Raw genomic sequence first — 21,543 nt, 5'->3', positions numbered from 1 at the left:
CCGCGCGCCCGTACACCACGCATACCGAACCACATCCGCCTTGAGCTCATCGCAAGCGCCCGGATACTGAGGCGATCTCACATAGGTAAACCCCCGATGGAAGATCCTGCCCGTCGATGCTCCGGATGAAGCCGCCGCCGGCGCGACGCATCCGGCCAACCGGTCGAACGCTTCCGCCGATACAAAAATCTCTTCCGGGTCGTCCTGGGCACCGAACGCAGTCGCTTCCCAGTCGACCTTCTTGAGGCAACCGGAAATCTTGTCCCGGGCGTCATGCGCCACGCTGGTGGCCGACCAGACGGCCAGGAGAACGCACGCCATCCTGAGCAGTAACCTGCTTCCCTTCCCGTTCATCGCCACACCCCGTGACCGCCGCAGCCGGGTCAGGCTGCATGGAACGCTTCCTGGCGGAGAATCTTTCACCGTGTCCGTACAGAATGCGTGAACGTAACAACGACCGCCCCAATCGCCACGCCACCTGTGGGAGCCGATTCATCGGCGATGCTCTTCTCGCACCAGCCAATTCCAAGCCTGTCAATCACCTGCTACGTCACTGCCGCATACGCGCAACGATGGTAGCGCAGACGGGATTGAACAGACGCGAGAAACGAAGCATCCTCGAAAGAGGCCCCATTGACGGCGGCCTCCGGCGCGCCAAAGCGTGCCGTCCAGCCAAGCATAAGGAGCATGCCATGAAAATTCCGTCTGATTGGAAAGTCTCATTGGACGATATCAATGAGACCTTCAATGCGTTTAAACCAGGACCACTCACCGTCGATGGACAAGAGGGAAAGTGGCTCACGATCAGCACGGATACGCCTGGGAAGCATCGGTTCACCAATGAAGGCGACCTGCCGCCCGAGGACTACCTTGGTGGCCTCATCCACGTCGCGATCGACGGGCCTGGCATCGTTACATTCAAACCATTTCATCCCCGCTCTAACCTGATGTTCGCCGCCTGGTCATCAAATGGCCTTGAAACGTCGTTCAAAGCACGCTTTTTCGGTCCCGACAACGCCACGATCAAGGAGTACGAGCTGTCGGCAATGGAGTCCCATTTTTACGGACACCTTACGGACCTCGACAACCTGATCGCTGGAGTTGACATCTCCATCCTGAATCCGGAAGGCAGGATCCTGTCTGTCGACAATTTTCTTACCGCAAACCAGCATCACGTTAATAATCTTACTGAACTGATGAGGCGCTGATCGCCACAATGTCACGCTCTCGGGGAGTCGCCCGACTACCTCCGGGCGGTTCTCGGGCGGCTTCCTGACCTTGTCGCTAGCACCCATCGCCGCTGAAGCGGCTCCTACAGAAAAGCGTGAATCTCAGGACCGCACCGGAAATGACGCCGGCACAGCAACTCATTACCACCATCGCCGGCAGCGACAGCGAGCCACTCCACTGCTCGGGTGGGCCAAAGGCCTCGAACATCACGATTCCGAGGACGGCAACGGAAAGGAACGTCACCACCCACAGTGCATACGCTAGCAACTCGGCGCGCGAGCTGTACTTGAGGAATCCGACGAAGCTCAATGCGAAGACCGCTGCACCGACGACCAACGTTGATCGAAAGCCATCGTGCCCAACGCAAAGCAACAACGCGCCGCCGACGTGCGAGGACACACAACGCAGAAGCACGGGAACCGCGGCGAACGTCAGTGCGGTCCAGGGCGCCGGGTAGCGCCTCACCATGGCAGCCGAGACGGCCGCGATCATCGATTTCTTCCAGATCATGGGCCGGAAGACTAGGGGTCCCTCACGGCGACGGATATCGGATCATTCTGAAAAATACGCCGGATTGTTCCGATGGAATTGTCTAACAGGCAGGCCATCCCCTAGCATCCACACCATGTCCCGCCCACTTCCCACGATGATTCAGCGCCTGCGCCGCCACAAAGGTGGCTGGCTGCTGTTGATCGCGGCGCTGATGATCAAGATCGCAGCGGGAACCGTGTGCGTCATGGACGGCCCCAGCCTGGCATCCAGTGCGCCGTCCGGCGATCACGCCGAGATAGTGAGCGTGTTGCAAGCATCGACCTCTTCCGTAGACGACGGCGATGCTTGTCTGCTCGGTGAGCCCGGCGGCTGCCACTGCGCTTGCGCACACGCAACAGCATTACCCGCGACCATGCCCGCTCTCATCGCTGTCGTCGGCTTGCCCACTGTCGTGAGCCACCTTCCGGCGGCACCGATGCCGCTGTTCAATCGCGCGCCGCTACGGCCTCCTATCGCCTGAAACCCTCCGTCTCCGACGCTCGCCCGGCATGCCGGGCGCGTCGGTCGTTGCTGGTTTTCAGGAGACTTTCCCCATGTTTTTGTTACGTGCCGCGCCCTGGGGCGCCGTGTGCGTGTTCCTAGCCGCCACCGTTTCCGCTTCCCCGCACCCGGACGAGTCAGCGCCGGCCCCGATCCCACCTCCTGCGCTGCAAGCCGCGCTTCGTGACCTGTGGGCCAACAGTCCGCAGGTGCAGGTAGCCGATGCCGAGCTGCGCGCCGCGCAGGCACGCGCTCGCGCCGCCGCACAACCGCTCTACAACCCCTCGGTGCAAGTGGAGGGCGAGAACGCGGATGTCGATCGGCGCACCGCCGGTGCCAGCCTTGCGCTGGATCTGTTCGGCAAGCGTCGGGCCCGGACTGTCGAGAGCGACGCAGAGGTGCGGGCCAGCCAAGCGGCCTACACGCTCGCACGTCGCGATGTCACCGCGGATTGGCTGAAAGCCTGGGCGAGCGCGATTCTCGCGCGGGAACAAACCGAGCTGGGTCGTCGACGCCTGGCCCTGATGGGGCGTTTCGACGAGCTGGCAGCCCAGCGCCTCAGAGTAGGCGACATCAGCACCTCGGAACGCGACCTGGCCGGCCTGGCCCTGGGCGAGGCGCAGATCCAGCAGGCGTCACTGGTTGGCCAGGAGGCTATCTCGCTGGCCGCCTTAGCCGCGGTGGGTAGTGATACCAACGCGGCTTTGCCCGGACTGCCCCCGGCCCTGCCTCCAGAGGCGGATGCGATCGCTCCCATGCCGGCGACCGACCGGCCGGATCTGATTCGGGCGCAGGCGAATCAGGACCGCGCCGAGGCCGGCGTCGTGGTCGCCCAGCGTGCGCAGCGGCCCGATCCCACGGTGAGCCTGACTGGCGGGCGCGTGCGAAGTGGCACGCGCACGGATCGTGTCGTCGGCATCAGCGTGTCCATTCCGATTCCGATCCTGAACACCGGTCGCGCCGAGATCGCCGCTGCCCAGGCCGATGCCGACGCGGCATTCGCCTCACGACGGGCGACCACCTTGCGTTCCGATGCCGCACTCGAACAGACCCGGGCCACCTATGCCGCCCTGCGCGGCGCGGCGGCGTCATTCCGGCAAAGCCGCGCCAACGCTTTCGACGAACGCGTCCAGACCCTCGAGAAGCTGTGGCAAGCCAGCGAGATCGGCACCTCGGACTACCTCGTGCAACTCAAACAGAGCCTCGATTCAGCACTCTCCAGCCGCGCGCTGGAAAGCCAGACCTGGCAGGCCTGGTTCGATTACCTCGCCGCCTCCGGTCGCCTGACCGAATGGATCGATGGCCCCTCCAAGGACACTTCCCGATGACCGCGCGCCTTCTCCATCCCACCGTCCTGTCCCTGTCACTGGCCGTGCTGCTGGGTAGCCCCTCGCCCGCCGTCGGCGCGGAAGAGGCCACGAGCCATCCTCTCGTGCTCGATGCCGCTGCGATCAGAACGGCCGGCATCGTGGTCGAGACCCTTGCCGTCCGTACGGTGTCCGACCAGATCAAGGCACCCGGCGAGGTCAAAGTCGATGCGTACAACACGGTGCTGGTCTCACCGCGGGTCGCATCCCAGGTCATCGCCCGCAAAGCCAGGCTGGGCGACATCGTCGCGGCTGGCTCACCCCTCGTCGTGCTTTCCAGCGTCGAGGTGGCGGAGACACAAGGCCAGCTCATCGTAGCCAGCCAGGATTGGCAGCGCGTGGCTGCACTCGGCGCGCAGGCGGTGTCGGCACGTCGCTATAACGAAGCCCTGGTGCAGCGCGATCAGGCCAAGGCGAAGCTCAGGGCCTACGGTTTGTCCGACGCGCAGATCACCCGTCTGATCAAGCGAGGCTCATCCGCAGCGGACGGTAGCTTCGAGCTGCTCGCTCCACGTGCCGGGCGCGTGACGACCGATGCGTTCCTGGTCGGGGAACGGATCGAACCAGGGCGGCCTCTGTTCACCCTGGTTACCGAGTCGTCCGTGTGGGTCGAGGCGCGTCTTTCCCCTGCCGCCGCTGAACAGGTCAAGGAAGGCGATACGGTGACCATCGTCGCGCATGGCACCGAGTTGCCCGGCAAGGTCGTGCAGCGATCGCACCAGACCGATGAAAAAACCCGCACCGTCGATGTCCGCATCCAGGTGGCCAATGAGAAAGACTTGCTGCACCCGGGCGAACTTGTGGAAAGCCATATCGCCATCACCTCGGCTACGCGGCAACTGGCGGTGCCCGCAGAGGCCATCGTGCTCCTGCAGAACCAGGCCACGGTCTTCGTGCGAACTACCCGGCCCGGCCAGTTTGAACCGGTTCCGGTCGAGGTCGGCGACACCCGCGACGGTTGGACCGAGATCAAGCAGGGACTCGCCGCGGGTGCACCGTACGTGCGCAAGGGAGCGTTCGCCTTGAAAGCTCGCATCCTGCGCTCGCAGTTGGGAGAAGACTGATGCTGGAGCGTCTGGTCGAACTCTCCCTCAAATACAAAGTGCTGGTGCTGATCGTCTTCGCTGTGGTCGGCTTCCTGGGTTTCCAGGCCGTTCGCACCTTGCCGATCGACGCCTTCCCGGACGTAACACCGGTGCAGGTGAACGTTTACACCGAAGCCTCCGGCCTTGCCGCCGAGGATGTCGAGCAGTTGCTTACCAATCCCGTGGAGTCGGCACTTGCCGGGTTGCCGAAGGTCGAGGAGATCCGCTCGGTCAGCCTTTTCGGCCTGTCCTACGTCTCGGTGTACTTCGCCGATGACATGGACATCTACTTCGCGCGTCAGCTGGTGAACGAGCGCCTGCAGCAGGTCGGCGATCGCTTGCCAGCAGGTTACGGCAAACCAGAAATGGGCCCCAATACCTCGGGTCTCGGCCAGGTGTTCTGGTACACGGTCGAGCGCGCCGATGAAAAGCTGAAGAACGCCCCGTCGGACATGGACCTGCGTACGCTGCAGGACTGGACGGTGCGGCTGATCCTGCGCACGGCACCGGGCGTGGACGATGTCACCTCCTGGGGTGGTCAGGAGAAGCAGTACCAGGTGCGGGTCGACCCGATGCGGTTGATCGCACACCACCTCGGCTTCAAGGAAGTGATGCAGGCGCTGGAGGCAAATAACGCCCAGGTCGGCGGCAACTTCATCGACGTAGGCCGTGAGCAGTACCTGGTTCGTGGCCTGGGCCTGGTCAAGAACGCCAACGATATCGGCAACATCGTCCTGAAGAGCGAAGACGGCACGCCGATCTACGTTCGCGATGTCGCCACCGTTATCGAGGCCGGCGCGCCGCGTACCGGCGCGGTCACTCGCGATGGCAAGGAAGTGGTGATGGGCCAGGCGTTAGCCCGCATCGGCGAGAATGCCAAGAGCGTGGTCGATGCCGTGAAAGCGAAGCTCGACACGGTCAGGCAGGCGCTGCCTCCCGGCACCACGATCAAACCCGTGTACGAGCGCACCGACCTGGTCAATGCGGCGGTCGGTACGGCGGTGCGGGCGCTGATCGAGGGCTCGATCCTCGTCGCCATCGTTCTGTTCCTTTTCCTGGGCGAACTGCGCAGTGCGCTGATCGTCGTGGTGACCTTGCCACTGGCCATGCTGATCGCATTCATAGGCATGGAGAAGGCCGGGCTCTCAGCCAACCTCATGTCGCTGGCGGGCCTGGCGATCGGCATCGGCATGATGGTCGATGGCTCGGTGGTGATGGTCGAGAATGCCTTCCGCATCATGGCCGAGCGCAAGGCGCATGGCGGGCACGTCGACAAGACCGCGGCCGTGCTCGAGGCGGCCCGCGAAGTGGCAAGCCCCATCGCCTTCGCGATCGGCATCATCATCGTCGTCTTCCTGCCGCTGTTCAGCCTGCAGGGACTGGAAGGCAAGATGTTCAAACCGATGGCCCTCAATATCACCTTCGCCATGGCCGGCTCGTTGATTCTCGCCCTGACCCTGATTCCCGTGCTGGCGGCACTCGTGCTCAAGCCGAAAACAGAGAAGGACACCCGGTTGGTCGCGACTCTGAAACGCGGCTACGCCCGCGTGCTTGACTGGTCACTGGCCCACCGCAAGGCGGTGCTTGGCATGGCCACGGCCGCGCTGGTCGGGAGTCTGGCGCTCTTCCCTTTTCTCGGTAAGGAGTTCATGCCCAACCTTCGGGAAGGCGCGATCATGTGGCGAATCACCTCGATTCCATCCGCCTCGCTCGAGGAATCGATCGATATCTCGAACCAGGTCGCGCAACGGATCAAGGCGAAGTTCCCCGAAGTCGAGACGACCTTGTCCATGATTGGCCGCGCAGAGAAGGGCGAGACGGCCGACGTGAACTACATGGAGGTCTACACCCCGCTCAAGCCGAAGGAGCAGTGGCGCGACGGAGAGACGTTGGAAAGCATCGAGGAAGCGATGCAGACCGAACTCACGGCGCTCCTTCCGACCGCCGTGGTCAGCTATACGCAACCCATTCAGATGCGCATCGAGGAGCTCATCTCCGGCGTGCGCGCGACGCTTGCATTGAAGCTCTACGGCAATGACCTTGCCGAACTGGACCGGCTGAGCGCCAGGATCAAGAACACTCTCGCCACCGTGCCTGGCGTGGCCGACCTTGGCCTGGAAGCGAATATCGGTAAGCCGCAGATTCGCATCGAGATCGACCGCGATGCCCTGGCTCGTTACGGCCTCAACGCTGACGACATCCTTACCGTCGTGCGTAACGGCATCGGCGGCGAACCCGTGGGTACCCTGCTCGATGGCGTCAAACGCTTCGACATCGCCGTGCGTTTGAACGAAGCGAGCAAGTCCTCATTGCCGGCGATCGAGCGGCTCCCGGTAAGCACGCCTTCCGGCGCGTTGATCCAGCTATCACAGGTAGCGAAGGTCAGCACGGCGGAAGGGTACTCGTTCATCCGCCGCGAACAGCTGCAACGGTACGCCGTGATCCAGATGGACGTGCGCGGCCGTGATATCGATGGCTTCGTCCAGGAAGCGAACGCGAAGCTGGCCCAGGCAGTCAAACTACCGACTGGCTATTACACCGAGTGGGGCGGAGCCTTTGAAAACCAGCAGCGTGCGTTGAAGCGGCTGTCGATCATCGTCCCGGCAACGATCTTCTTCATCTTCGTCCTGCTCTATACCGCGTTCAATTCGGTGCGTTACGCCTTCCTGATCCTCGCCAATGTGCCTTTCGCGGTGATCGGCGGCATCGTGGGTCTGTTCATCACCGGGCAGTACCTCTCCGTGCCATCTGCCATCGGCTTTATTGCGGTGTTCGGTGTGGCGATGTTGAACGGCATTGTCCTGGTGAGCTTCCTTAACGAGCAGCAGAAGGCCGGGCTCAGCGCGCGTGACGCCGTGGTCCGGGGCACGGCACTACGGCTGCGCCCCGTCTTGATGACCGCCAGCGTGGCAATCCTGGGACTGTTGCCTATGCTGCTCTCATCCGGCGTCGGGGCAGAGACTCAGCGACCGTTGGCTACGGTGGTGGTGGGAGGGCTCATTACCTCCACCTTGCTTACCCTCGTCTTGCTGCCCGTGCTGTATGACTGGATGGAGCAGCGCCGGGCGAGGAAGGGCGAGGCCAAGGACGGCAACATCACGCCAGCCAGCTGACTATTCCCTCCCCTGACAGGAGCACGCACATGTCTTCAGCGTTCGATGATAACGAGGCGACCGGTGACGGCGACCTCACGGATTTGCTGGGCGAGCTGCGTGTTCTCTTACCCGCCTCGCAGCTGCTCTCTGGCTTCCTTATCGCGGTACCGTTTGCACCTGGATTCTCACGACTTGTCGGTTCCGAGCAGCACATCTTCCTCGCGACCTTCATCTTTTCGCTGATCAGCCTGGTGATGCTCAGCGGACCGGCGATCCAGCATCGGCTGATCCGCCCGCTGCGTGACCGCGAGCGGTTCAAAGTGGTCGCAGGACGACAGATGCTGGCCGGTGCGGTGACCCTGGCCATCGCCCTGGTGCTCGTCACTCAGCTGGTGCTGTCCGCCGTGATGGGCGACACCGTAGGCAACATCGCGGCGGCGGCACTGGGAGCACTGATTGCGCTGATGTGGTGGGTCCTGCCCTGGTGGTTACGCAGTCGTGGGCATGTTTAACCGAAACGCAAATCCGAAATAGCGATCGAGCGAGCGCTCGGGATGAAACGGAATGATGCAGGACCGTTGCGGATTCTCCCAACGGTCCTGCATCTCGTATCCCAGCTTCGCCAGTCCGCCGAGGAACTCTCTCTCGGCGGTGATCCGGTACGGACAGCAGGCGGTCCCGATGTTCTGTACCGTGAAATACGACTCGCGCATGTGGATGGGTACGGAGTTGAGCAGCAGGAACCTCGGCTTGATCGCCATCGCACGCAACGCGTCCTCGAGCGAATAGCTCAGGTACTGCAGCGAACCGGCAGCGAACAGCACGTCGGATCCCGCTGCCGCACTGACGTCATCGGCAAAATGAAGCTGCCTGGCCATATCATTCTGGCTCGCCCAGCGGGCGCCCGCCGCATTCACGGCCGGCACATCCATCACCGTCCAGCTCAGGTGCGAAGGATAATCGAGGTACTTCTGATACGCGTAATAGGCGATACCGATATGGCCACCTATGTCGAAGACACGGTGCGCGCCGTTGGCGAACCAGCGTCCCAGCCAGTAGATCATCGGGTAGTCGTTGATAAAGACCCGGCGGGTCCGCTCGCGGTACAGGTCGGCGGATTCGGTGTTGTCGTAACCACTCACGCTCGACGGCGGAATACTTGCCCGTGCCTCGTCGAAGGACGGAAAAACACCCCGGTACAGGTGATGCGTGAGCGCATGATGGGCGAAAAATCGCCTCGTATAACGTGCTTCCTGGAACTGGCGTAACAACGGCAGCCGTGCCATCGCCTCCGTACGGGTGGAGTCGACATGGGCGTTCATGGGCAACTCGTGCAGCTTCGGCAGCTGCAGCATGCGCCCCGCTGTTCTTGCCGAATATACGCCTCGCGCGTTAGGTCGTCCGACCTACGGATTTTCTGCGGATCATATCGTTACGAACACGATGCAGACCCTGATACAGCCAGCGAACCGGCGCGTAAGCGTGAAATCCTGCGGTCGCGCGCGTCGCACGGACCACGTAGAGCGAGCCACACGCCTCGCTACGGCTGGCGAGCACGCGTTTGTACTGGTTGTCGCCGTAGCCGAAACTGATCCTCACTCCCGGAAAACGATCGATAAGGGCACGAATGGCCTCGAACGTCGCGACGGAGCCGATACCTACTTTGGCGACGTCCTCGTCGTAACCCAGGTCATCGACCAGGTAGGTGCCGCCGAGCAGGTAACCATGCACATAAGCCAGCGGCCGGCCTTCCCTGACCACCACGTGCCCGATCAACTGCCCTGCCGCGGCGAGCCGGGTGAACAGCGCGACGCGCTCCGGCGCTTCCCAGTCGGTGGGCAGATCGGCGTGATGCCAGGTACGTGCGTAGAGTTCGTTCATCAGCCGGCAATACGTCGGCATGTCCTCGGCGCGGTCGAAGGTATGCAAGGCGGCATCGCCGCCCAGCTTGCGATAGGCGCGACCCACCCGCTGGGTGAGGTCGCCGCGCTTCTTCTTGTCGAAGCCGGCCAGCCACGCATCCGATGAGGTCTGCGGGTCGATCGACCATTGCACCTGGTCGAGCAGATGCGCCGCCACGGTGCGAAAGCCGCCACCGCGCGAAAGCGCCTCGGCGAAGCGATTGGGCAGATCGGCCTCCTGGATGCGCACGACACGTACGTCGTCGTCACCCATCAGCTGGCGAGCCACCACCAGGCCGACGATATCGCGGTTGGCTTCATCGGCCACGATGCCCGCACCGAGCAGCCGCAGGGCCGCGCCGCGATACAGACGAACGCGACGGCCGGCGACATCGAGCCGCGCGGTATGCACGATCGCCAGCAAGGGCGCGTAGCCGACCACCTGCCCGGTACTGTCGCGTACCACGATCACATGCGGCACGGTGCCGTCGTGCCGGCTCTCCACTTCGAAGGCGATCCAGTCCGGATGCTGCACGATGCCGCTTGCCGCCCCGGATAGCTCCGCGACAGCGGCGAGCTCTTCGCTCATGGCGCGCACTTCGTCGACGGTACGCAGGATGGTGCTCAGGTAAGTCATGGGCTGGCCTTCGCCGCGGACGGCTGGACGAAGTTGAGGGCGCGCAGGAACACACGACCGGGAGGCCCAAGGCGACGACTGATGCCGGCCATCAGCAGCAGGTCGTCGTTGGTCCAGTAACGGACGACGACGCTTAGCGGCGCATACACAGCCATGAACACCGCGGCCCCCACCAGGAAACCCAGGCGGGACGGCGTGGCGACCGTGACCCCCCACGCCGCGGCGGTCGCCACGAGGCCGACCATGAACAGCCGGGACATCGCCGCGACCGGCAGCGCGCCGCTGGTGGCCTTGCGCAGGTAATGAATGGCCAGCGCCATCTCGACGATGCGCGTGGCTGCGTACGTGATCACCGCGCCGGCAAGGCCGAACGTCGGGATCAGCGCGATGCCGAAAACAGCGTTCGCGACGACGGCGACCGTGGCGATGCGGATACGGTCGTCCTGACGATCGACGACCGTCTGGAAGGCTGCGATGCCGTTGCCGATAAGCAACAGCCCGCCCAGTACGAGGGTGGCCTCGATGGCCGGGATCGCATCGACATAGCGGTTGCCATACATCAGCCTGACGATCTCCGGCGTCGTCACCAGGCCGAGGCCCGCGATGGCGATACCCACCGCCCAATAGAAGCGCGTGGCTTCGGAGAGAAAACGCGCGGCGCGCGCCGTCCCACTCTCACCGAAGGTCTTCGCCATGTAGGGCAACAGGGTCGACGTAAGGCCGACCGAGAACAACTGGACGGCACCGCGCGTCAACGTACCGGCGATCGCGAAATAGCCCACGGCCACCGATCCCGAGAACGTATTGAGCAGGAAGACCTCGATGGTGCCCACGCGGAACGAACCCATCAGCACGAGTACCGCGGTCAGCTTGAGGTGCCGGTTCACCCGTGCATTCGTCGCCGGTGGGATCGGCCCGGGGGCGAACGACCGGCAGTAATGCCGATAGCACAGACGATTCAGGAGGTTCAGCAGCAGGCAGGCGACGGCGAACAACGCGACGAAGGTAATGAGGTCGGCGTGCATCACCATGGCGCCGAGGACGAAGAGCATGCCGACGATGCCGCCGACCACCGTGGCAATAGCCTCGGGTTCGAAGCGCTCCTGGCCCTTGCCGATGGCCACGAGCACCGCGTAGTTCGATTTGGCAACCACGGCAATGACGACCAGGACCATGATCGGCAGCAGGGACGTGCCCCACTCGGCCGGACTGGTCAGGGCGGCGATCAAAGCGAACAGACCGATAACGACCAGCGAGCTGAAGGTCTGGATGCGCGAAAAGCGCGCGGCGAGACTGGAGGCGAGTCCGGGATCGCCCATGCCGTCGGCCTCGGCGATGAACTTCGTCGACGAGGTGGTGAGTGCGTGATTCGAGCAGACAATCAGCCAGCCGCACAACCAGACCGTGAAGGCATAACGGCCAAAGTCGGCCGGACCCAGAGAACGAGCAATCCACACACTCATCAGCAGCCCGAGCGCGTACTCGATATACGTCGACACCGTGACGATACCGATACTGCGCAGGACGGCGACGCGACGGTTCATGGCGCGCTACCGAGAAGGTTCGACGGATGGGTGAGACCGGAGCCCGCCGGCTGCTTGATCATCCACTGCGCGACGCCAGCGCCACGATTGTTCCAGTTGAATCGGCGCAACGTATCGGAGATGGACGCGCAGGACTCGCTATAGGACGACGACAGCGCCGCGAAGCGTTTCTTCAACGCCGCAGACTTCACCGGATCCTTCTCGAAGTAATAGGCAGCAGCCACCGGCAGCCCCAGCTCGACGGTATGACCGTCGCTGTACCAGCCTTCCGACTCCTGGATCTTCATCAGGGCGTCGGTCTTTGCGCGCGACGAAGACCAGTACCAGGCAATCTGGCCGCCCGAACCGGAGCATTCGTTGCGCCAGTCGTGGGGGTGCACCAGCAACGAGGGATCGATCCAGCCGTAGCGCTCCAGGTAAGCGCCGAACGCCGTGATCATCGGCGGGATACGGGCATCACCAGTCACCAGCCACGCGTGCCACAGGCCATCGACGATGTTCTCGCTCATCCAAGGCGAGGCGCCGCGCACGTCGTTGTCGCCGCCCGGGTCGTTCTCGTGGACGTTCCAGCTATTGCGCCAGGAGCCGTCGTCGCCCAGGCCATCGGGATTGGCGTGCTGCTGGTCGCTGAGCCAGCCGACACGTGCGGCAATCCGTTCGCGGTAGCGAGCATCGCCGGTGAGCTCGAACGCTGCCACCGTCTCGATCAACCCGAGTCCGGAAAGGCGTTCGGTGAAATAGTCATCCGGATGCTTGTACGGTCCGGGCGGCCCGTTCCAGCCGCCGCTGTTCCACAGGTCGGCCATCTTCGCCACCGTGGCGGAATCGTGCATGGAGTCGTCGCCGGTCAGGGCCACGGCGAGCAGGATCGGTTCGATGTAGACGTACTTGACGTCGCATGGCTTGTCATCCGGCATCCAGCCACCGCCGCACGCCGGGCTCACGGCGGGACCGTCGCGCTTGATCCCCGCCATGTACCAGCGGTAGCTCTCTTCGGCCGCCTCCAGGTAATCGGCGCGGCCGGTGCGTATATAAGCCTTGAACAGGGTGGACGGCCGGTCGAACAACCAGGCGGTCGTGTCCTTCGCCGGCAACGCCGCCGCCCACTTGAACTGGGCATCGACATAGCGGGCATAGGGCTCGTCGCGCGTGGCGACGGACTGCGGCCCGGCGATCAGCGACGCGGTCAGCCACTCCGGGGTCAATGTGCCCAACGCCGCGGGACGGTCCTTGACCAGACCGCGTGTATACGGCCAGGCCGGCAGATCCGTCGTGCGGGGCTGGCCCAGCGCGAAGTAATACGTCCCCTGCGCCGCCATGAACTCGGCACGCACGGCGCGTAGGCTGCCATCACGGTAATGCCAGGTCAGCATGCGCGTCACTGCCGCAGGCACTTCCTTGCCGTGTGCGTCGAGAATGCGAAGGTGTTCGGTATCGCTAAGGACGCCCGGAGGCAAAGGAATGCCGACCGACAACGGCAGGTTGTCGCCGTGCCCCGCGACACGGCGAACATCGATACGCTGCGCGGCGACGACGCCAGGTTCGGCGGAGCGCGCTTTCTCCGAGGCCAGCGAAGCGGCCAGGGCGAGCACGCAGCCGATCACGAAGAGGACGTGACGCAGAAAGGCAGGGGTGGCGACAGGCGCGGCATCGTCTTTACGCAGGGCACGCCTGCGTTGACGAAGAGACACGTGCGAACGGACGCTCATGCCACCGACGCGGTGGGCAGGTTCGCGCCGGCCAGGTGGTACTCCCAGGTCAGCGCGGTGCGCACGATGAAGTCGAGATCGTCGTAACGGGGCGTCCAGCCCAGTTCCTGCCGCAGCCGGTCGCTGCAGGCGATGAGCTTGGGAATATCGCCGGGCCGGCGTGGCAGCTCGATCACGTTGAGGGCATGGCCACCGACGCGCGCGACGGCGTCGACGACTTCGCGCACGCTGTAGCCGTGACCGTAGCCGCAGTTGAGCGTCAACGACGCACCGCCCTCGCGCAGGTGATCCAGCGCCCGCAAGTGCGCAGCGGCAAGGTCTTCGACGTGGATATAGTCACGCACGCCGGTGCCGTCGGGCGTGTCGTAATCCGTGCCATAAATCGACACGCTGCGGCGCTTGCCGACCGCGTGCTCGCAAGCCACCTTGATCAGCAGCGTGGCCTCGGGCGTCGAATGTCCGATGCGGCCGAGCGGATCGCAACCGGCCACGTTGAAGTAACGCAGGATGACATGGCGCACCGCACCGGTTGCCGACCAGTCGCGCAACATCGTCTCGGACATGAGCTTGGACGTGCCATACGGATTGATCGGGCGTGTCTGGGTGTTCTCGTCGGCTACGCCGTCGTCGGTCGTACCGTAGACGGCCGCCGTGGAGGAGAAGATGAACTTGTCCACGCCCGCTTGCGCGCAGCAGGCAAGCAGGTTGCGCGTGTTGCAGGTGTTGTTGCCGTAGTACTTGAGCGGATCGCTCATCGATTCCGGAACCACCGTATGGGCGGCGAAATGCAGTACGGCGTCCACCTGGTACGTCTCCAGGGTCCTGGACACGAGTTCACAGTCGCCGACATTACCTTCGACGAAGGCCGCGCCACCCACGGCTTCGCGAAAACCGGTCGAGAGGTTGTCGATCACCACCACGCGATCGCCGCGTGCGATCAGTTGCTGCACCGTGTGGCTGCCGATATAACCGGCGCCGCCGGTGACCAGGACGGTATTCATGGGTGCCTCCCGGCGCTTGCCGGCGGGAAGTTGCGCGAGAGCCAGCCACCGACGCCATCAAGCAGTCGGGCACGGTCGCCGGTGAGGATGTACGTGTGGTCAGTCTCGGCGGCGTAACGCGTGGTGACGGCGGGGTGGCTCATCACCTTGCCGAAGCACTCGCGAAACTGTCGCGCGTGGTTGAAGTAATTGCTGATCCCCCCGGAATAGACCAGGTACAGTTTCATGCCACGCCCGACCATGCCGGTGAAGTCGGCGATGACCTCCTCGCGCGGTGCCGGCGCCACGGCGAAGACCGGCTGGGGTGTCGTCTTGGGCGTGGCCGGTGCACCACCCGCGCGACGCATCAGGCGACGTGCCCAGCGAGCGGGATCGGCCAGTCGTGGCAGGTAGTATCGAAGCTTGTAGCCGAGGGTGCGGAACGCGTAGCCGTCGAGGAAGATGGCGCCGGAGACGCGTGGATCGGTCGCCGCAACCACATGCGCGTTCTGCGCACCGGAGCACAGGCCAAAAAGCACGAAGCGCTCGCAGCCGGCGCGTTCGCCGAGCAATTTCATGGCGTCGTCGAGATCGGCACAGACCTGCTGTGCGCGCGTCTGCTGGCCACCGCTCGCGGCGCTGTCACCCACGGTCGACAGATCGAAACGCAGGGTCGGGTAACCTGCGGCATTGAGCTGACGGGTCAGCTCCACGTGCAGACGAAACGGCCCGATTCGGTGAACGAGACCGGCATTGAGCACGATGACCCCGGTTTCACCTCGCGGGCCTTCGGGCAGGCCGCTGATGCCGACCAGATGCCGGGCCCGGCCGAAGCGATGAGCTTCCTCGCGCATTACGCGACCTCCTTCAAACGACCCGCCACCGCCTGGATGAGCGGGTGCGAGAGGATCGCCGTCTCCAGCCGCTCGAGGTCGTCCCACGGGGTCGGTGGCGTGATCGCGGCCACCTTGCCGCGATGCGAAACGATCCGCTCCCAGCGAGCGGTGGGCGATGCCGGCATGGAGTCGAGCACCAGCGTCGGCACGTTGGCCGGTGCGACGAGCAAGGCGGAAAGCTGGTGACGCAGGTTCTGGCCGATATCGAAGCCCAGCCACTGGTCGGCCACGTCGCTGTGGCTGCGTGGCCGGTTGAACCGGCCGGCGTCCTCGCGCAGCGCTGCCTGCATGGCATCGAGTCCGGCCACGTAGCGGTCGCCCTCGAGTACCGGGTCCCAGGCAATCACTTCCATGAAGCGTGCACGCTCCGCGGCGGTCAACGCGACACTGCCGCCCAGCCGTGCGCCAAAGGCGATGACCCGATCGATACCCGCACGCTGGCGAAGTTCGGTTGCCGCCGTGACGGCATCGCTCACGCAGCGGTCCCAGTCCACTTCCGCGCTGTCGCCTGCGGAATCGCCCGTACCGTAGTAATCGAAGCGCAGGACGGCCATACCTTCTTCGGCCAGCGATTGCGCCAGCTGGCGGTAGACCCGATGGCAGCGGATGAGGTCCTGTCCGAGGGGAGGGCACATCAGCATGGCGCGGCGCGCCGGCACGGATGGCGCGTGATACATGCCAAACAAGCCGGCATCGGGGCCAAAGAAGAACGGCATTTCAGCATCCAGGCGCATCGTCATCTCCGGTAGACCACGCCGACGAAAAACTCGGTTTCGCGGTAGCTCTGGCCGACCGCGTCGCTGGTCCGGCGCTCGCGCGCCACCGAGGCGTGCCAGCTCCAGTGGCGGTTCCACTGCTGGCCCAGGTCGAGGCCCAGCCGTACGGTGCTGTCCTTGCGGTCGAAGGAGTCGTACTTGGTGCGCTCGTAGGTACCAAAGCCGGTTAACGTCAGCGTAGGCTTGAGGCGGTAACCCACCCCGGCGCTCACGCCCTTGGCGGTCTGGTCGAACGTGTCGTCGGTGAGGTAGCGAAGCTGGCTGTACGACGGTGACACCGTGACGCTCAGGCGTGGCTGTTGCCACACCCAACTGGCTTCGAAGCGCTTTTCCTTGTAGACATCCGATCCGATCACGGCGCTGCCGACACCGATGCCGGTCGAGGTACCGCGACCGAGGCCGCCCGTATTGGCGAAGGGATCGAGCGCTTCGGCGCGGTCGGCAGTGGCGCCGTTCGCCGCGAGCAGTCCCGGCGTGGTGATGATGTCCTGCGCCGCATCCGCGTACTGGTACGTGCCGGCAACGCTCAGCGAGTTCTGCGTCGTCGGCTGCCACCCGATCTGGATACGCGCCAGCGGCGAGGTCGCATTGCGGCCTTCGTCGAAATTGAGCCGCGTGCCACCGAGCAGGATGTCCGCGTCGAAATGCGCCAGGTTGCTCGTGTAGCGCAGGTACGCTTCCTTGCGGTCGTAGTTCGCACTCGACGGCTGCTTGTCGAAATTGACCCGCTGGAACTCGACGTTGCCCGAAAGTGTATCGGTGGGGTTGAGATCACGGAACACACGGAACGCGGCAAGGCCGCGGGACGAGTCGAACTCGTCGACCTTGGACGCGTAGCTGTCGATGTAGCGCAGCTCGACCTGACCGCGCGCCGCATCGCCGAAACGCATGCGCAACGTCGGCCCGACCACGATCACATTGGTCTGCTGCTGGTTGTCAGGCGAATCGGCCGAGAGCTGGTCGACCGGCTGCACACCGGCATAGTCTTCCAGGGAAAAATCCAGGCGCTCCGGTATCGCGGTCCAGTTGGCCTGTGCGGCAAGCTGGGTCTGCGTCTGCGGGTCGAAATGGTTTTCCAGGTACCTGCGGTATTCGAAGGTGCCGGCGACATTGGCCTGAAAGGTGGAACCGAGCTGGGTGAACTGGAAGGTGGCGCCGGGCGTAAAGATGTTCTCGCTGATCGGCTGGTCGGACGACAACGCGATGTTGTTGCTGTGTTCGAGCCCTGCATAAAGCGTGTAGTCGAAGGTACCCGCAAACGCCATGGTGGGTGCCGACGCGAGCCCGATCACGATGGCACGGGCGAGCCTTGTCGATGCCGGCATGTTCCCTCCCTAAACCCCTGTATGCGCGGAACGCCTGCCGGTTGTTCCACGCGGGAGTCGTCCTTACGGCGACTGATTGAAAACCACGCCCGCGAGCTTGGCGGGATCGAAATTGGCGACGGCCTGGTTGATCGACGCCGGCGTGTCACGCCCGTAGCCGGCCACGATGACGACGAAGTCGGCCAGGTCCGCGAGGATGCGCGCGTCCGGCGAGCCCTTTACCGGCGGTCCGTCGAGAAAGAGATAGCGATCCGGATAGCGGCAGCGCAGCGAGTCGAGCACCGCGCGCATGCGAAACGAGGAGAAGTATTCGCCGCTGTTTTCGCGCGACTTGCCCGCCGGGATGAGGCGCAGGCGCGGCACCCCCGTGTGGTACATGATCGAGGCGATACCGCGCGAGGGATGTTCGAGGAAATCGATCAGGCCGCCGGTCTGCGGTTCGATGCCGAGCGCTTTGTGCTGGTTCGGGTAGCGCAGGTTGCAGTCGACCAGCAGGCTGGTCTTGGCCTCGTCGAAGGCGAAGGCCGCCGCCAGGTTGCGGGTAACGAAGCTGCCGCCCGAACGTGGGCTGACGGCCACGACCAGGGTGATGAAATTGCTTTCGCCGGCCATCTCGAGCAGCCGCGTCCGGATGCCGCGAAAAGCGTCCGATTGCTGGCGCACCGACTCTTCGCGATGGATAAGGCGCTTGCGCTCGCAATCGATGGGCGCCAGCGCGCCGGCTTCTTCGCGCATCCGCGCGATCGAGTGGCTCGGCGTCGCGTGGCTGTCGCCGTGATGGGCGTCGTCGAAATCAATGTTATCCGCGGCCAGTTTGCTCATGGTCAACCCTTCATCCTCATCCAGAACAGCAGCAGATACACCGCGCCTACGCCAGCGACGATCAGGCCGAGCATCATGTTGTGCAGGTGATCGCGCCGGCGGTCACGCGGCGTGGGGTAGAACGGAATGGAAGCGAGCACCGGGAAGCCCGTGGCGCGTTCCAGCTGGCCGACGGAGCGAACGCGTGGATCGAAGCGTGCCACCGCGAACAGGAGGCTGAAGGGAATTGCCAGGGACAACGCGAGACCGGCCAGGCCGAAGTGCATGAAACGCAGGCCCGAGGGCACCAGCGGCATCACGGCCGGGTTCTGCACGAGGAAAGTCAGGCCGCGCTGCTCGGCATCGAGGTTCATCGACACGCGCGCGTTCTCGCGGCGTTTCAGGAGGTCCTGGTAAACGTCGCGGTTCACGTTGTAGTCGCGGGTGAGCTCGGCGATGACGTTCTCGGAACTGGCGATGCGCTTGCTCCGCTCGAGTTCGGACTGCAGCATGCCTTCGCTCGCGCTGACCCGGGCCGCACTGGCGGCGGCGTCGCCACGCACGGCGGAGAGCTGCACGCGCATCTGCTGGTAGACCGGGTTCATCGTTGTCGAATGATCGATCGGCATCGGACCGCCCGCTGCGCGCTGCGCGTCGGCGGTCTGGGCCTGCCGGCGTACATCCTCGATCTGATGGCGCAGACGGATCACGTCCGGATAATCCTCGGTGTAGTTGAGCAACAGCTTGTCGAGCTGGCCCTGCAGGTCGCCCAGCTGGGTCGTGTAGATGCCGCCGACCGTCTGCACCGCGTTGACCTCGGATTCGCCGTTGATCTGCGAGGCGATCGAGGCGGCCTGCGACTGCTTCTGCATGTAGTCCATGCGATTGTTTTCGATCTGCGTGCGCAACTGGCTGATCCGCGAGTTGGTGTCCACGTCGTTGCCCGGGCGCGCATCGGCATTCGCGTCGCGATACGACTTGAGCTTGCCTTCGGCATCGGTCAGCTTGCCGCGATAGGCCTCGACCTGGCTGTTGATGAACTCGTACGCTTCACGGCTTTCGCGCTGCTTGGATGCCAGGCTCTCACTGATGAACAGCTGGCCGAACGCACGGGTGACTTCGAAGGCCCGTTTCGGATCCGAGTCGAAGTACGTGATGGTGATGAGATTTTCGCGATTGTTGATGATCTTGGTACGGCCCTTGATGCCGTCGATGATCTTGTCGCGTTCCAGCGCCGACGGGCTGTTGGCGAGCCAGCCACCGCTGCGCAGTACCTCGTCGAGCACGCGACGGCTGAAGATCACGTCGCGGGCAATCCCGGCACGGTTCTTGTTGCCCGTGGCCGAAGCCGCGCCTTCCATCAGCGGCGTGATGATGCTGCTTTCCTCGGCGAGGATCGTGGTCGACGCCTCGTACTTCTTCGGCCACACCAGGCCGACACCGAGGGCGAGCAGCGCGATCACCGCGAAGATCACCCCCATCGCGATGCGCCGCCTGCGCGCTTCACCGATCAGTGCGGGCAGGAAGCCCGTGAAAGGAACAAGTTCCCCGCTCATCACATACCCCTGTCAGAAAGAGCGCTGCGGCACCGTAATCACATCGCCGGGCTGTACCGGGTAGTTGTTGCTCAGGTCGCCCTGCTGCAGGATTTTCTGCAGTTGCACGGCGTAGGCCTGGGTGGCGCCACCCTCGCTGCGCCGATAGAGCTCGGTGCGGTCGGGCGCGGCGAATTCGGTCGTGCCGCCTGCGGCGAGTACGGCGTCGAGCACCGTCATGCCCTGCCGGTAAGGAATGGAAATGGGACTGCGCACGGCGCCGGTGACACGGACGCGCGAGAGGTACTCGTGACTGCGTAGCGCCGTGAGGATCACGGCAACCTGGGGATCGCGTATGTACTGGGCCAGCTTCTGCTGGATCTCGGCACCCACCTGGTCGGTGGTGCGTCCACCGGCGGCGACATCGCCCACCAGCGGTACGGTGACCTTGCCGTCCGGTCTTACCGGTACGCTGACACTGAGGTCCGGGTTATGCCAGACCGTGACCTGCAACTGGTCGTCGACACCGATCAGATACGACTCGACCGCCGGGTTGGCGGCATCCATCTTCGGTGGCGCCGAGGTAATTCCGCCTGTCGCGCATGCCGTCAACAAGACGGTGGCGAACAGTGTGGCGACGCGATTCCAACGCTTCATGGTGACACCTACCCCTGTGACTTCGCTCGGTCGGTATCGTCGTGTCGATAGGGGTCCACGTCCATTCCAACAGCCCGCCTATGCCATTTGACCGACGCGCCTAAAGTTGCGAAGTGCGCCATGCTTCAGCGCCAGCGAAACGAGGAGGACGGCTTGCCGGAAGCAGCGGACATGGTTGGACGACTGACCCATCCCGCCGTCCAGGGACTGCTTCTGGCCCTGCTCTCGACGGCACTGGTGCTCTGGCGGCGCCCTCGCACGGCGGTGCTCGTGGCCGCGCTCGCCCTGGCCTGGATCTGGGTCGCTTCGACCCCCGCGCTGGCACTGCGCCTGCGCAACGGACTGGCGACCGTCGCCGGCTTATCCACCCCACATGCCGACGCGATCGTCGTGTTGGGTGGCGGCAAGTTGCCGGTGTCCGACTGGTCGCGCACGACGACACGCGCCGGCCGCGGGCTGACCTTATGGCGTGACGGCTTCGCTCCCCTGCTGCTGGTGTCCGGTAGCGACCAGGCCGACGACCTCGCGCGCGGCTTTGTCCTGTCGGGAGTCCCCGACGACCACCTGCGTGTGGAAAGCCGCAGCATGAACACGCACGAAAACGCGCGCAATTCGGCCGCCATCCTCAAGGCGGACGGCCTGTCCGACGTGCTGCTTGTCACCTCGGCCATCCACATGCGCCGGGCAGCCGGATGCTTCCGGCACGAAGGCATCGTCGTGACGCCGGTCCCCGCGGATGACGGGCATGCGCGGCTGGTCGACGCACCCGCGTGGCTCCCCCGCCGCGACGCCCTGACCCTCACCGCCCGCTGTCTGCGCGAGTACCTGGCCCTGTGGATCTACCACCGCCGCGGCTGGATGTAACCAAGACTGCCCCTTGTAGATGCTCTCTTGGCGGTCAAGCGTTCTTGAGATGTTCGGGGCTAAAGAGCTTCGAGGTATCGAAGCTCTCGTCGTTGCGGATGCAGGCCCA

The 21,543-nt window shown here is 64.3% G+C and carries 19 protein-coding genes; 7 read left to right on the top strand and 12 right to left on the bottom strand.

Annotation, left to right across the window (positions count from 1 at the left end):
• The first annotated feature begins 392 nt into the window (after positions 1-392).
• Complete coding sequence (locus tag C8J98_RS21905; RefSeq protein ID WP_146171513.1) at positions 393-1,208, top strand: hypothetical protein; 816 nt, start codon at positions 393-395, stop codon at positions 1,206-1,208.
• Positions 1,209-1,284: 76 nt separating this feature from the next.
• On the opposite strand, the gene C8J98_RS04095 is transcribed toward C8J98_RS21905, so the two are convergent.
• Positions 1,285-1,722 (bottom strand): hypothetical protein, encoded by a 438-nt coding sequence (locus C8J98_RS04095; RefSeq protein WP_107911218.1) that lies wholly within the window; start codon positions 1,720-1,722, stop codon positions 1,285-1,287.
• 133 nt (positions 1,723-1,855) lie between these two features.
• On the opposite strand from C8J98_RS04095, the gene C8J98_RS04090 reads away from it, so the two are divergent.
• The 5 genes from C8J98_RS04090 to C8J98_RS04070 all read left to right on the top strand — a co-directional run bounded on the left by C8J98_RS04090 (position 1,856) and on the right by C8J98_RS04070 (position 8,321).
• Positions 1,856-2,242, top strand: a complete 387-nt coding sequence (locus tag C8J98_RS04090; RefSeq protein ID WP_107911216.1) for a hypothetical protein — start codon at positions 1,856-1,858, stop codon at positions 2,240-2,242.
• Between the two features lie 73 nt (positions 2,243-2,315).
• Positions 2,316-3,590, top strand: a complete 1,275-nt coding sequence (locus C8J98_RS04085; RefSeq protein ID WP_107911215.1) for a TolC family protein — start codon at positions 2,316-2,318, stop codon at positions 3,588-3,590.
• Positions 3,587-4,693, top strand: a complete 1,107-nt coding sequence (locus tag C8J98_RS04080) for an efflux RND transporter periplasmic adaptor subunit (protein ID WP_107911213.1) — start codon at positions 3,587-3,589, stop codon at positions 4,691-4,693. The genes C8J98_RS04085 and C8J98_RS04080 overlap by 4 nt, the downstream gene beginning before the upstream one ends.
• The gene (locus C8J98_RS04075) at positions 4,693-7,827 is read left to right on the top strand and encodes a CusA/CzcA family heavy metal efflux RND transporter (protein ID WP_107911211.1); all 3,135 of its coding nucleotides are present in this window, start codon (positions 4,693-4,695) and stop codon (positions 7,825-7,827) included. Before C8J98_RS04080 ends, C8J98_RS04075 begins: the two co-directional genes overlap by 1 nt.
• A 29-nt stretch (positions 7,828-7,856) precedes the next feature.
• Positions 7,857-8,321: a DUF6328 family protein gene (locus tag C8J98_RS04070; protein WP_107911209.1), complete on the top strand. Its 465-nt coding sequence runs from the start codon at positions 7,857-7,859 to the stop codon at positions 8,319-8,321.
• On the opposite strand, the gene C8J98_RS04065 is transcribed toward C8J98_RS04070, so the two are convergent.
• The 11 genes from C8J98_RS04065 to C8J98_RS04015 form a co-directional block, all read right to left on the bottom strand.
• A complete protein-coding gene (locus tag C8J98_RS04065) occupies positions 8,298-9,164 on the bottom strand; it encodes a TIGR04325 family methyltransferase (RefSeq protein WP_107911207.1) in 867 nt (288 codons plus the stop codon). The two genes, C8J98_RS04070 and C8J98_RS04065, sit on opposite strands and share 24 nt — an antisense overlap.
• A gap of 37 nt (positions 9,165-9,201) precedes the next feature.
• Positions 9,202-10,347: a GNAT family N-acetyltransferase gene (locus C8J98_RS04060; RefSeq protein WP_107911206.1), complete on the bottom strand. Its 1,146-nt coding sequence runs from the start codon at positions 10,345-10,347 to the stop codon at positions 9,202-9,204.
• Positions 10,344-11,891 (bottom strand): oligosaccharide flippase family protein, encoded by a 1,548-nt coding sequence (locus tag C8J98_RS04055; RefSeq protein WP_107911204.1) that lies wholly within the window; start codon positions 11,889-11,891, stop codon positions 10,344-10,346. The genes C8J98_RS04060 and C8J98_RS04055 overlap by 4 nt, the downstream gene beginning before the upstream one ends.
• Positions 11,888-13,600 (bottom strand): hypothetical protein, encoded by a 1,713-nt coding sequence (locus C8J98_RS04050; protein ID WP_107911202.1) that lies wholly within the window; start codon positions 13,598-13,600, stop codon positions 11,888-11,890. The genes C8J98_RS04055 and C8J98_RS04050 overlap by 4 nt, the downstream gene beginning before the upstream one ends.
• Positions 13,597-14,601, bottom strand: coding sequence for a UDP-glucose 4-epimerase GalE (gene galE, locus C8J98_RS04045; RefSeq protein ID WP_107911200.1), 1,005 nt, complete (start codon positions 14,599-14,601; stop codon positions 13,597-13,599). Before galE ends, C8J98_RS04050 begins: the two co-directional genes overlap by 4 nt.
• Positions 14,598-15,434 carry an alpha/beta hydrolase gene (locus C8J98_RS04040; protein WP_107911199.1) on the bottom strand — a complete coding sequence of 279 codons (837 nt, stop codon included), beginning with the start codon at positions 15,432-15,434 and terminating at the stop codon, positions 14,598-14,600. The genes galE and C8J98_RS04040 overlap by 4 nt, the downstream gene beginning before the upstream one ends.
• The gene (locus tag C8J98_RS04035) at positions 15,434-16,210 is read right to left on the bottom strand and encodes an alpha/beta fold hydrolase (RefSeq protein WP_158272594.1); all 777 of its coding nucleotides are present in this window, start codon (positions 16,208-16,210) and stop codon (positions 15,434-15,436) included. Before C8J98_RS04035 ends, C8J98_RS04040 begins: the two co-directional genes overlap by 1 nt.
• 2 nt (positions 16,211-16,212) lie before the next feature.
• Positions 16,213-17,577 (bottom strand): outer membrane beta-barrel protein, encoded by a 1,365-nt coding sequence (locus tag C8J98_RS04030; RefSeq protein WP_107911195.1) that lies wholly within the window; start codon positions 17,575-17,577, stop codon positions 16,213-16,215.
• Between the two features lie 63 nt (positions 17,578-17,640).
• Entirely contained in the window at positions 17,641-18,399 is a 759-nt protein-coding gene (locus tag C8J98_RS04025) for a polysaccharide biosynthesis protein (protein ID WP_233260107.1), read from the bottom strand.
• Between the two features lie 2 nt (positions 18,400-18,401).
• A complete protein-coding gene (locus tag C8J98_RS04020; protein ID WP_107911193.1) occupies positions 18,402-19,934 on the bottom strand; it encodes an XrtA system polysaccharide chain length determinant in 1,533 nt (510 codons plus the stop codon).
• Positions 19,935-19,946: 12 nt separating this feature from the next.
• The gene (locus C8J98_RS04015; RefSeq protein ID WP_107911191.1) at positions 19,947-20,570 is read right to left on the bottom strand and encodes an XrtA/PEP-CTERM system exopolysaccharide export protein; all 624 of its coding nucleotides are present in this window, start codon (positions 20,568-20,570) and stop codon (positions 19,947-19,949) included.
• A gap of 171 nt (positions 20,571-20,741) precedes the next feature.
• Between C8J98_RS04015 and C8J98_RS04010 the strand changes: the two genes are divergently transcribed.
• Complete coding sequence (locus tag C8J98_RS04010; protein ID WP_158272593.1) at positions 20,742-21,434, top strand: YdcF family protein; 693 nt, start codon at positions 20,742-20,744, stop codon at positions 21,432-21,434.
• Positions 21,435-21,543 lie beyond the last annotated feature (109 nt).

Source organism: Luteibacter sp. OK325 (genome assembly GCF_003050935.1).
Taxonomy (GTDB): domain Bacteria; phylum Pseudomonadota; class Gammaproteobacteria; order Xanthomonadales; family Rhodanobacteraceae; genus Luteibacter.
Note: the sequence above shows the minus strand (reverse complement) of the source record. Positions and strands in the feature narration are given on the sequence as shown.